The 9560-nt window shown below is 54.9% G+C and carries 10 protein-coding genes and 1 pseudogene; 7 read left to right on the forward strand and 4 right to left on the reverse strand.

Annotated features, from left to right (window positions below):
* The coding region (locus HP459_RS18245) for an FUSC family protein (RefSeq protein WP_171936604.1) at positions 1 to 1751 on the forward strand (1751 nt) is incomplete at its 5' end.
* On the opposite strand, the gene sodC is transcribed toward HP459_RS18245, so the two are convergent.
* From sodC to HP459_RS18260, 3 genes are all read right to left on the reverse strand, one after another.
* Positions 1730 to 2248: a superoxide dismutase [Cu-Zn] SodC gene (sodC, locus tag HP459_RS18250; RefSeq protein WP_022647904.1), complete on the reverse strand. Its 519-nt coding sequence runs from the start codon at positions 2246 to 2248 to the stop codon at positions 1730 to 1732. The two genes, HP459_RS18245 and sodC, sit on opposite strands and share 22 nt — an antisense overlap.
* 80 nt (positions 2249 to 2328) lie before the next feature.
* Positions 2329 to 3225 (reverse strand): aldo/keto reductase family oxidoreductase, encoded by an 897-nt coding sequence (locus HP459_RS18255; RefSeq protein WP_023299952.1) that lies wholly within the window; start codon positions 3223 to 3225, stop codon positions 2329 to 2331.
* Positions 3226 to 3273: 48 nt separating this feature from the next.
* Positions 3274 to 3513, reverse strand: a complete 240-nt coding sequence (locus HP459_RS18260; RefSeq protein ID WP_023299951.1) for a DUF1289 domain-containing protein — start codon at positions 3511 to 3513, stop codon at positions 3274 to 3276.
* Between the two features lie 148 nt (positions 3514 to 3661).
* Between HP459_RS18260 and eptA the strand changes: the two genes are divergently transcribed.
* The 5 genes from eptA to rnt all read left to right on the forward strand — a co-directional run bounded on the left by eptA (position 3662) and on the right by rnt (position 8342).
* Complete coding sequence (gene eptA / locus HP459_RS18265) at positions 3662 to 5287, forward strand: phosphoethanolamine transferase EptA (protein WP_171936605.1); 1626 nt, start codon at positions 3662 to 3664, stop codon at positions 5285 to 5287.
* A 41-nt stretch (positions 5288 to 5328) separates the two neighbouring features.
* The gene (locus HP459_RS18270; RefSeq protein WP_022647900.1) at positions 5329 to 5928 is read left to right on the forward strand and encodes a TetR/AcrR family transcriptional regulator; all 600 of its coding nucleotides are present in this window, start codon (positions 5329 to 5331) and stop codon (positions 5926 to 5928) included.
* A 53-nt stretch (positions 5929 to 5981) separates the two neighbouring features.
* A complete protein-coding gene (locus tag HP459_RS18275) occupies positions 5982 to 7079 on the forward strand; it encodes an alkene reductase (RefSeq protein ID WP_023299948.1) in 1098 nt (365 codons plus the stop codon).
* Between the two features lie 99 nt (positions 7080 to 7178).
* Positions 7179 to 7586 carry a lactoylglutathione lyase gene (gloA, locus tag HP459_RS18280; protein WP_022647898.1) on the forward strand — a complete coding sequence of 136 codons (408 nt, stop codon included), beginning with the start codon at positions 7179 to 7181 and terminating at the stop codon, positions 7584 to 7586.
* Positions 7587 to 7682: 96 nt separating this feature from the next.
* On the forward strand, positions 7683 to 8342 hold the full coding sequence (rnt, locus tag HP459_RS18285) for a ribonuclease T (protein WP_003857625.1): 660 nt from the start codon (positions 7683 to 7685) through the stop codon (positions 8340 to 8342).
* Positions 8343 to 8420: 78 nt separating this feature from the next.
* Here the strand turns inward: rnt and grxD are convergent, their stop codons facing one another.
* The gene (gene grxD, locus HP459_RS18290) at positions 8421 to 8768 is read right to left on the reverse strand and encodes a monothiol glutaredoxin 4 (RefSeq protein WP_003832760.1); all 348 of its coding nucleotides are present in this window, start codon (positions 8766 to 8768) and stop codon (positions 8421 to 8423) included.
* Between the two features lie 338 nt (positions 8769 to 9106).
* Here grxD and HP459_RS18295 point away from each other — a divergent pair.
* Positions 9107 to 9560: pseudogene (locus tag HP459_RS18295) on the forward strand (C40 family peptidase); the annotation flags it as partial.

Here is a 9560-nt window from a genome sequence, read left to right on the forward strand (position 1 = left end):
TCTTTCTGTTAAGCATGTCGGCATGGCTGGGGCTGTGCACCTGGGCCTGCGCCCATTTTACCAACAACGTTGCGTACGCGTTTCAACTGGCAGGTTACACTGCAGCCATTATCGCCTTTCCGGTCGTCAACGTGCTGGATACCACCGAGCTATGGGACATCGCCCAGGCACGCGTATGTGAAGTGATGGTCGGCATTCTGTGCGGCGGCGTCATGATGATGATCCTGCCCAGCACCTCGGATGGCACTACGCTTATCACCGCCCTTAAAACGATGCACGCGCGTTTGCTGGAACATGCCAGCCTGCTCTGGCAGCCTGATAGCAGCGATAACATCCGTCTAGCACACGAAAAGGTCATCGGCCAGATCCTGACCATGAATCTGCTGCGCATCCAGGCTTTCTGGAGCCACTACCGTTTTCGTCGCCAGAACACGCTCCTGAACTATTTACTACACCAGCAATTGCGGATGACGAGTGCGATCTCGAGCCTTCGCCGGATGTTGCTGAACTGGCCTGCGCCGCCAGCCCATACCCGGGAAGTTATCGAGGCGCTGCTCGCCGCCCTTGCGCGTCCGGATGCCGATATCTATACCGTGGCCCGTATTATCGCGCCGCTCACCCCAACGGATGAATATGATTACCGGCACCGCGCCTTCTGGCAGCGTCTGAACTATTTCTGCCGCCTGTATCTGCGCAGCAGCCGCTGGTTAAAAGCCGTCGAAAATGCCACGCCCGTCACCGAATTTTCCGTTCCCGGTAGCCCAGCTCTGGCACGCCATACCGACGCAATGGAGGCGCTGTGGAGCGGTTTTCGTACGTTTTGCGCGTTGACGGCCGTGGGCGCATGGGCCATCACCACCCAATGGGATGCGGGCAGTGCAGCCCTGACGCTTGCGGCAATCAGCTGCGTGCTCTATTCCGTCGCCGCTTCCCCGTTTAATTCCCTGACGCTTCTGCTGCGTACGCTGGTACTGCTGTCGCTGTTCAGCTTCGTGGTGAAATTTGGTTTGATGGTGCAGATAACCGACCTCTGGCAATTTCTGCTGTTTCTGTTCCCGCTGTTAACCACCATGCAGTTGCTCAAACTGCAAATGCCAAAACTGGCCGGTCTGTGGGGTCAGTTGATTGTTTTTATGGGCTCATTTATCTCTGTAACGAATCCTCCGATTTACGATTACGCTGATTTTCTCAACGATAACCTGGCGAAGATCCTCGGCGTGGGGCTGGCGTGGCTGGCTTTCGCCGTGCTACGCCCGGGCTCGGATGCGCGTAAAAGCCGCAGGCATATTCGTGAGCTGCGCAGGGGTTTTGTCGATCAACTGAGTCGCAGCCCGCATCTGCGTGAAAGCGAGTATGAATCGCTGGTTTACCATCATGTCAGCCAGCTGAACAACAGCCAGGATTCCCTCTCCCGTCGCTGGCTACTGCGCTGGGGCGTGGTGCTGCTGAACTGTTCGCACGTGGTGTGGCAGCTGCGTGCCTGGGAGACGCGTTCCGACCCGCTTTCGCAGGTCCGCGATAATTGTATTTCCATGCTTCGCGATGTGATGAGCGAGCGCGGAGTTCAGCAACGCCCCCTGAGCGTCACGCTCGCCGAGCTTCAGCGTATTTGCGACGCTCTGGCGCACCACCATCAGCCTGCGGCCCGCGATCTGGCGTCCATTATCTGGCGGCTGCACTGCTCCCTGTCACAGCTTGAACAGGCGCCGCCACCCGGAACAATTGGCGATCAGATCACCCCGCAGGCATAGCGCGCCCCGCCGCCGCCAAGCGGTTTAGGTTGATCGGACATGTTATCGCCGCCCACATGGACCATCAGCGCCTTGCCTTTGACCTCGTCAATCTTTTTCAGCCGGGGCGCAACAACCGGATCGGTGGCTTTACCGTCGTTATTCACCACCAGCACCGGCAGATCGCCGAGGTGCCCCATACCTTCCGGGCCTTCATGCTTACCAGAGTTGTGCGGATCCAGATGCCCCCCAGCGGCCTCAGCGGCTGAAGGTTTCCCCTCTTTCATTGCGGGTTGACAGCTGCCTTTGGCATGAACGTGAAAACCATGTTCACCGGGTGGAAGGGCCTTGAGATCGGGAGCAAATTCCAGCCCTTTATCGGTTTCGGTGATTTTCACCGTCCCGATGGACTGGCCTACCCCCTGAGAAGTGACGAGATTCATTTCAACTTCTTCGCTGGCTGCCTGCGCTCCTGCGCAAACAACCAGCGTGACCACTGCCAGAGCAAAACGCTTCATATGACCTCCACGGGTTATTTTTTGCACCTTAAGTCTATACCAGAGGCGCAGATTTCACCGGAAAGTCAGACTCCACGCACTCAGGGTACGTCGTAGCCCAGAGCCGCCTTGCGGATGCGGAACCACTGCTGACGCGACATATCCAGCTCTTCAGCCACCAGCGCAGCGCGTACGCGCTCAATTTTGCCGGAGCCGATAATTGGCAGCGGTTTAGACGGCAGGCGCAGGATCCAGGCGTAAACCACCTGCTCAATACTCTCCGCATTCAGTTCGCGGGCCACCGTTTCAAGCTCGTTACGCAGCGGCTGGAATGCTTCATCGTTAAACAGGCGGCCGCCGCCCAGGCAAGACCATGCCATTGGACGGATGCGCAGCTGTTGCAATTGGTCGAGCGTGCCATCCAGCAGCAGCGGCTGATGAACAGGCGAAATCTCCACCTGATTCGTCGCCAGCGTAAACGGCAGGCGAGACTGCAATAGCGCAAACTGTGCCGGGGTGAAGTTAGACACGCCAAAATGACGCACTTTGCCGCTCTGGTGTAGCGTCAGGAACGCTTCCGCAACCTCATCCGCATCCATCAATGGATCGGGACGGTGGATCAGCAGCAGGTCGATACGATCGGTGGCCAGGTTGACCAGTGACTGCTCAGCGCTTTTAACGATATGCGCGCTGTCAGTGATGTAATGCCCAAGTGCATGCTCCGGTTTTGCTGTGGTGGCAATACCGCATTTGGTCACAATCTCCATACGTTCACGCAGCGCTGGCGCACGCTTCAGCGCTTCGCCAAAAGCGGCCTCGCACTGATAGCCGCCATAAATATCAGCGTGATCGACGGTGGTGATCCCGAGATCGAGATGCTCTTCTATAAAGTCCGCCAGCTGGACCGGAGACATATTCCAGTCCATAAGGCGCCAGTAGCCCATAACGAATCGGGAGAATTCCGGGCCCTGCGGGGCAAGGGTAATACGCTGAACCATAACATTTTCCTCAAGGAAGTCATGTCACCAGTATACGCAATTACCCTGCTAAAACAGTGAAGGTTGCTGAGGTTCTTCGGTTTCAACCGCTTTGTTTGCACGAATTTTGCGCAGCAGACGTTGTCGGCAGAGCCGTAAGACCTCCTGCTTTTGCGCGTCGCTGAAATTTTGCCAGTTAAAACGTTCATCGCGTGTGCGCATGCAGCCACGGCAGTATCCTCGTTCATCAACCTGGCAAATACCCCGGCACGGGCTCTGGACAGGGAAAAATTCCAGTTGCTCTGCCACACCTACCTCCAGAACGTCATTATTCCCTACAGTGAAGACCCTAAATGGCCTGCATGCAAGGAGTGTCCGTCACAAACAGGGCATTAAGGTTTCGCTAATCTTCCCTTCTTATACTCGCCGCATTAATATAACGAATGGTCTGGTCATCATGTGGCTCACTAAAAAGTTACACTGTAACGATACGAAATTTACCCTCGCCTGTGCGCTTTTCTTCACCGTGTTCAATGCGCTGTTTATCCAGCACAGCTGGTCAATCATCGCACCTACCCGTCTGCACGACGTGCTTTTTGCCGCCAGTGTGCCGCTGGTTCTGTTCTGCGGCTGGGTCATTGTTTTTAGCCTGCTGAATATTCCCTTTATTCGCAAGCCGCTCATGATTGCCCTGACCATAGGATGCGCCGCCGCGACCTGGTTTATGTACACCTATGGCGCGGTTATCGATCAAAACATGATTGTGAACGTGTTTGAGACTAACTCCCAGGAAGCGACAGCCCTGGTAACGCCGCAGCTGATCCTGTGGCTGGCCGTCGCGGGTCTGATCCCTTCCGTCATCTTAGCCCTGACGCGCATTCGAACCGGAAAATGGTGGTATGCCCTGCTAACACGTTTCGCCGCTATACTGGGTGCGCTGCTGGTGATCATTCTCGTCGCGGCAGTGTTCTATAAAGACTATGCTTCGCTGTTCCGCAATAACAAAAGCATCGTCAAAATGGTCACTCCGGCGAACTACGTGAGCGCCGTTGTGAAGTACAGCAAAATGCGCTGGTTTGCCGGCGACCAGACGCTGGTCCGCATTGGCGAGGATGCCCATAAAGGGGCGCTGATTTCCGGCCAACGTAAGAAAACCGTGCTGGTTCTGGTGGTGGGTGAAGCCTCCCGCGCTGCAAACTATTCGTTAAATGGTTACCCCCGTGAAACCAACCCCGAGCTGAAAAAGCGGGATGTCATCAACTTCCCACAGGCCTCCTCCTGTGGCACGGAAACCGCCGTTTCCGTCCCCTGCATGTTCTCCGGCATGACGCGAAAAAAATATGACGCGGACCTCGCCCATCATCAGGAAGGACTGCTCGATGTGCTTAACCACGCCGGGTTCAACCTGCTGTGGCGTGACAATGACGGCGGGTGTAAAGGTGCCTGTGACCGCGTGCCGCACACGGATATGACCCAGTGGAAACTGGATCAGTTCTGTAAGGACAAATCCTGTATCGACGACGTCAACCTGTACCGTCTGGACAACGTGCTGGACGGAATAAAGCAGGATACCGTACTGGTGATACACCTGATGGGCAGCCACGGTCCGGCTTATTACAACCGTTACCCGGACCGCTTCCGGAAATTCACCCCAACCTGCGATACCAATGAAATTCAGGATTGCGATCATCAGTCGCTGATCAATACCTATGACAACTCGATTCTGTATACCGATAGCGTGCTCAGCCGAACCATCGACGCGCTAAAAGCCCGGCAGGCCAGTATGAACACAGCGCTCATTTACCTCTCCGATCACGGCGAATCGCTGGGCGAAAGCGGAATTTACCTGCACGGTACGCCGTATATGCTGGCCCCGGAGCAGCAAACGCATATTCCGTTTATGTTCTGGCTCTCCCCGGACTATGCGAAAAACTTCGGCGTAAACACGGATTGCCTGCGTAACCATGCTGCAAAAGAGGCAGTTTCACAGGACAATTTGTTTGCCACGGTTCTGGGCATGATGGACGTGAAATCAGTGGTTTATCAGCCGCAGCTGGATATTTTGTCGCAATGTCGTCGCTAAGCGGGCTTGCATTAGACCGAACGGTCTATTAGAGTAAGAGCATGAGCAGACATACAGAACACGATACACGAGAACATTTGCTGGCTACCGGCGAGCGCCTTTGCATGCATCGCGGGTTTACCGGTATGGGGCTGAGTGAGTTATTAAAAACCGCTGAAGTGCCTAAGGGATCGTTTTATCACTATTTTCGATCCAAAGAGGCGTTTGGCGTAGCCATGCTGGAGCGGCACTACGCCAGCTACCATCAGCGCCTGGCAGCCCACTTCGCCAGCGGCGAAGGTGACTACCGGGATCGTGTTCTGAACTACTATCAGGAAACGCTGACGCAGTTCTGTCAGCAGGGCATCATCAGCGGGTGCCTGACGGTAAAACTGTCTGCCGAAGTGTGCGATCTCTCCGAAGATATGCGCACCGCCATGGATAAAGGGGCCAGCGGCGTAATCGCTCTGCTGGCTCAGGCGCTGGAAAAAGGCCGCGATGAAACAACGCTCTCCTTCTCCGGCGATCCGCTCACGCAGGCACAGGTGCTCTATTCCCTCTGGTTAGGCGCCAACCTGCAGGCAAAAATGTCTCGCAGCGCCGTGCCGCTCGAAAGCGCGCTGGCGCATGTGAAAAACTGTATTACCGCGCCTGGCGTGTAGCCGGCGTTTTTATTTACCCTTTTACTAGTCGACTGGTCTACTCAGGAGCCATTATGTCCGCTGAAAAGCTATTTACCCCACTGAAAGTGGGTGCCGTTACAGCCCCAAACCGCGTGTTTATGGCCCCACTTACCCGTCTGCGCAGCATCGAGCCGGGAGATATCCCAACGCCATTGATGGGTGAGTATTACCGTCAGCGCGCCAGCTCGGGCCTGATTATTTCCGAAGCCACGCAGATTTCTGCCCAGGCTAAAGGCTACGCCGGTGCGCCGGGTCTGCACAGCCCGGAACAGATCGCCGCGTGGAAAAAAATCACCGCAGGCGTTCATGCTGAAGATGGCCGTATTGCGGTTCAGCTGTGGCACACCGGTCGTATCTCGCACAGCAGCATCCAGCCTGGCGGTCAGGCGCCCGTTTCTGCCTCTGCCCTGAATGCGAATACCCGCACTTCCCTGCGCGATGAAAACGGTAATGCTATTCGCGTCGACACCACCACGCCACGCGCGCTTGAGCTGGACGAGATCCCGGGTATCGTGAATGATTTCCGTCAGGCCGTCGCCAACGCCCGTGAAGCGGGCTTCGACCTGGTTGAGCTGCACTCTGCGCACGGCTACCTGCTGCACCAGTTCCTGTCACCGTCTTCCAATCAGCGTACCGACCAGTACGGCGGCAGCGTTGAAAACCGCGCGCGTCTGGTGCTTGAAGTGGTAGATGCCGTGTGTAATGAGTGGAGCGCAGATCGCATTGGTATTCGAGTTTCCCCAATTGGTACCTTCCAGAACGTCGACAACGGTCCGAACGAAGAAGCGGATGCGCTGTATCTGATTGAAGAGCTGGCTAAACGCGGTATCGCGTATCTGCACATGTCCGAGCCGGACTGGGCAGGCGGCAAGCCCTACAGCGAAGCCTTCCGCCAGAAAGTTCGCGAGCGCTTCCACGGCGTGATTATCGGGGCGGGCGCTTATACGGCAGAGAAAGCCGAGGATCTGATCGGTAAAGGTCTGATCGACGCCGTGGCCTTTGGCCGTGATTACATTGCTAACCCGGATCTGGTTGCCCGTTTGCAGAAGAAAGCCGAACTGAACCCGCAGCGCCCTGAAAGCTTCTATGGCGGCGGCGCGGAAGGTTATACCGACTACCCTTCACTGTAATCCCGCTTTGTACATTGATAGCGGCGACCTTTCGCCGCTATACTAAAACATCGTTTCTGTTCAAAAAGATAATCCATTCCACTGGTTAATGAGGAAATTATGCGCCTACTTCACACCATGCTGCGCGTTGGCGACCTGCAACGTTCCATCGATTTCTACACTAACGTTCTGGGCATGAAGCTGCTGCGCACCAGCGAAAATCCGGAATATAAATACTCTCTGGCGTTTGTCGGTTACGGCCCGGAATCTGAAGAAGCGGTCATCGAGCTGACCTACAACTGGGGCGTGGACAGCTACGAGCTGGGTACGGCTTACGGCCACATCGCGCTGGAAGTGGATAACGCGGCTGAAGCCTGCGAACGTATCCGCAGCAATGGCGGTAACGTCACCCGTGAAGCCGGTCCGGTTAAAGGCGGCACCACCGTGATTGCGTTTGTTGAAGATCCGGACGGGTATAAAATCGAACTGATCGAAGCTAAAGACGCTGGTCGCGGTCTGGGCAATTGATCCCGCAGGGCGCACTATGCGCCCGTTGTTTTGCTGCATCCCCTCTCAAAATTTGCCATAATGCGCACTGCTTTTTCCCCCTTGTAAGAGACCCTGATGTCCGATAACGCTCAATTTACCGGTCTGTGCGACCGTTTTCGTGGTTTTTATCCCGTTGTCATTGATGTAGAAACAGCCGGATTTAACGCTAAAACCGATGCGCTGCTTGAAATTGCCGCCATCACGCTGAAGATGGATGAACAGGGCTGGCTTGTACCGGACACCACGCTGCATTTCCACGTTGAACCCTTTGAAGGCGCAAACTTACAGCCAGAGGCGCTGGCCTTTAACGGTATCGATCCGACAAACCCGCTGCGCGGGGCGGTAAGCGAATATGAGGCGCTGCACGCCATTTTCAAAATGGTGCGCAAAGGCATGAAAGAGAATGACTGTAGCCGCGCCATCATGGTGGCCCACAACGCTACGTTCGATCACAGCTTCACCATGGCTGCTGCCGAGCGCGCCTCGCTAAAGCGTAATCCATTCCATCCGTTTGTGACCTTCGACACCGCCGCGCTGAGCGGCCTGGCGCTGGGGCAAACCGTGCTCTCTAAAGCCTGCATCACGGCGGGTATTGCGTTTGACGGCACCCAGGCGCATTCCGCGTTATACGATACCGAGCGTACGGCGGAGCTGTTCTGTGAGATCGTCAACCGCTGGAAACGTCTGGGTGGCTGGCCGCTGCCGATGGGCGACGAGGCCGATCTTCAATCGTAGACTGGGTAATCAACAGCCCCACAGGACAAAAAAAAGCGACCAACATAATGTGGTCGCTTTTTTATATCCGCAGAAAACTTATTCTGCGTCCGGCTCTTCGGTTTTATACTTCGCCGCAGTCTCTTTGATCAGCTGTTGCAGTTCGCCGCGCTGATACATTTCAATCAGAATATCACAGCCGCCAACCAGTTCACCGTCAACCCACAGCTGTGGGAAGGTCGGCCAGTTTGCGTATTTTGGCAGCTCAGCGCGGATGTCCGGGTTTTGCAGGATATCAACGTAAGCAAAACGCTCACCACAGGCGGACAGCGCCTGAACCGCTTGCGCGGAGAAGCCGCAGCTTGGCAGCTTCGGAGAACCTTTCATGTACAGGAGAATCGGGTTTTCAGCGATCTGGCGCTGAATTTTTTCAATAGTGGTGCTCATGTCTTGCTTCCTTTAACTTCTGTTACGGCATCAGTCTGACATTGTAGCGGGTCAGGCCGACATCGGAAAATAACATTTTTGTCACGTCTCATTATTTTATCCGCTATCGCGTAAAGTTGCATTGATAATGACGTTTAAGGCTGCGCGCCGTGCGGTTTTGCTTAAGGAGCGAACAAGAGTGCGACAGAATGGTGAATTTTTTTGCACTTGCTAACGAAACACAATTTTTGAATGAAAAATGCTATTAACTTATTCCGATTTTATGGATTAGAATCGACTGGTTTTGTAAATCTCATGCGGGTATGTATTTTGGCTCGCACTTATCAGGGGACTGCCCAGTGGCGCGGATAACTAAAATCTCGATGACGCTCTGTGCTTTACTGTTTACCACACTCTCATTTACGCCAGCGGCGAACGCCTCCGAACAGGCGCGGCATTCTGCTGTACAAAAAACGCATCTGGCAAAAACCACAGAACGTAAGAAAAAAACCACCAGCAAAACAGTAAAGAAGAAAACCACCGCTCACACCAAAAAGACCGCCTCCAGTAAAACCAAAACTCTCCGTTCCGGCACGCACAAAACCACTCGCACGACCGCCAGCCTGGTGAATGATAAATGCACCGTGCGCAAAGGCCATAAAACGAAATGCGCAAAAGTGACGAAGCTGGCTGACGTGCATAAAGCGCGTATGCAGAAAGCGCAAAAAACGGCGATGAATAAACTGATGGGGCAAATAGGTAAACCATATCGCTGGGGTGGCACCTCTCCGCGCACCGGTTTTGACTGTAGTG

The sequence above is a fragment of the Enterobacter sp. CM29 genome (genome assembly GCF_013179605.1).
Lineage (GTDB): Bacteria > Pseudomonadota > Gammaproteobacteria > Enterobacterales > Enterobacteriaceae > Enterobacter > Enterobacter intestinihominis.